2 protein-coding genes and 1 pseudogene are annotated in these 1012 nt (G+C 60.6%); 2 read left to right on the top strand and 1 reads right to left on the bottom strand.

The features are described 5' to 3' along the window. Positions 1 to 426 (bottom strand): annotated as a pseudogene (locus J7360_RS21175) (DUF3693 domain-containing protein); the annotation flags it as partial. A gap of 137 nt (positions 427 to 563) precedes the next feature. On the opposite strand from J7360_RS21175, the gene J7360_RS21180 reads away from it, so the two are divergent. Then, complete coding sequence (locus tag J7360_RS21180) at positions 564 to 734, top strand: hypothetical protein (RefSeq protein WP_209028930.1); 171 nt, start codon at positions 564 to 566, stop codon at positions 732 to 734. After that, entirely contained in the window at positions 731 to 901 is a 171-nt protein-coding gene (locus J7360_RS21185; RefSeq protein ID WP_209028929.1) for a hypothetical protein, read from the top strand. The genes J7360_RS21180 and J7360_RS21185 overlap by 4 nt, the downstream gene beginning before the upstream one ends. The last annotated feature ends 111 nt before the right edge of the window (positions 902 to 1012 follow it).

Raw genomic sequence — 1012 nt, forward strand, 5'->3', positions numbered from 1 at the left:
AGTGATAGGCCGCCAGGGCGCATAGGAGCGTCAACACTTCATTTCGCATAATGTATAGAAGGTTGGCGTTATGGCCACAGGGGAGAGGGCTACCAGCAGCGCCTCATGTGCTCCCGTTTGCACCGCCAGGACCAGCAGCGCGACCACCGCGGCGGCCGCGCTTAGCCTGTCCAGCACTGATCGCCATAGAGCCCGCTCAGCTGGCGACGCAGCGCGCTCTCCGTGGATCCGCGCCATCCATTCGCCGCCGTCCAGTTTTGCCAATGCGCAGACCTGCGCAATTCGTTCATCTGGCATCGGGTAGCGGTCTTTTCTCCAGCTGCTTATCACAGCTCGCGTGACCCCAATACGCTGAGCCAAAGCATTGTCTGACTGGAGGTTTGCCTTCTCTCGCGCTTTGTCAAGCAGCTCGTTCACGCTTGGCATGTTTACAAATCTCTTGACGTTCTGTTCAGTGGTCACTATACATGCGCCTGTGGATAGGAATCCCTAGACACCCCTCCCCCCCGGTACCCCCCGGGGGCCGAGGGTCAGGGTAGGGGATCTGCAACAGGGGACATTCCGTGACGCATCACATTATCTTGGCCATCTGGCTGGTCCTGATCGCGTGCGCATACCTGCGCGCCGTGTTCGTGTCGATCGCCTATCGCCGGCAAGCTCGATTCAGCCGCCTCGACTCCGCTTACCGCGCCGCCGCCCTGGTCGCCAACGCCAAGCGGGAGTTCCGCGCATGAAGGACCTCGCCTTAATGGTGCTGGCTTCATGGGCATTTGCTGCATTCGTATCCCTTTTCATCATGGGCTTCTACTTCCTGGCCGCTCCCTGGTCCTGGATCTGCGCCCTCTTTCTGTTCGTGACTCCTTGCGGCGTGCTTGCCTACTTCGTGAGTGAAGGCCTGTGACCCCGCTGCTCGCCCTTTGCCTACCCTTTTCACCGGTCGCAGCCTGCAATCAGACCGGTGCAAGCCCGGCGCAGCCGGGTGGCCCGAGTAGTAACACGGGCCAAAAGTCTC

Source organism: Xanthomonas sp. D-99, from assembly GCF_017746145.1.
Taxonomy (GTDB): domain Bacteria; phylum Pseudomonadota; class Gammaproteobacteria; order Xanthomonadales; family Xanthomonadaceae; genus Xanthomonas; species Xanthomonas cissicola.

What these genes read in the sequence shown, in the direction of transcription:
- J7360_RS21185 (WP_209028929.1), top strand. Translation starts at nt 731, where the DNA reads ATGAAGGACCTCGCCTTAATGGTGCTGGCTTCATGGGCATTTGCTGCA.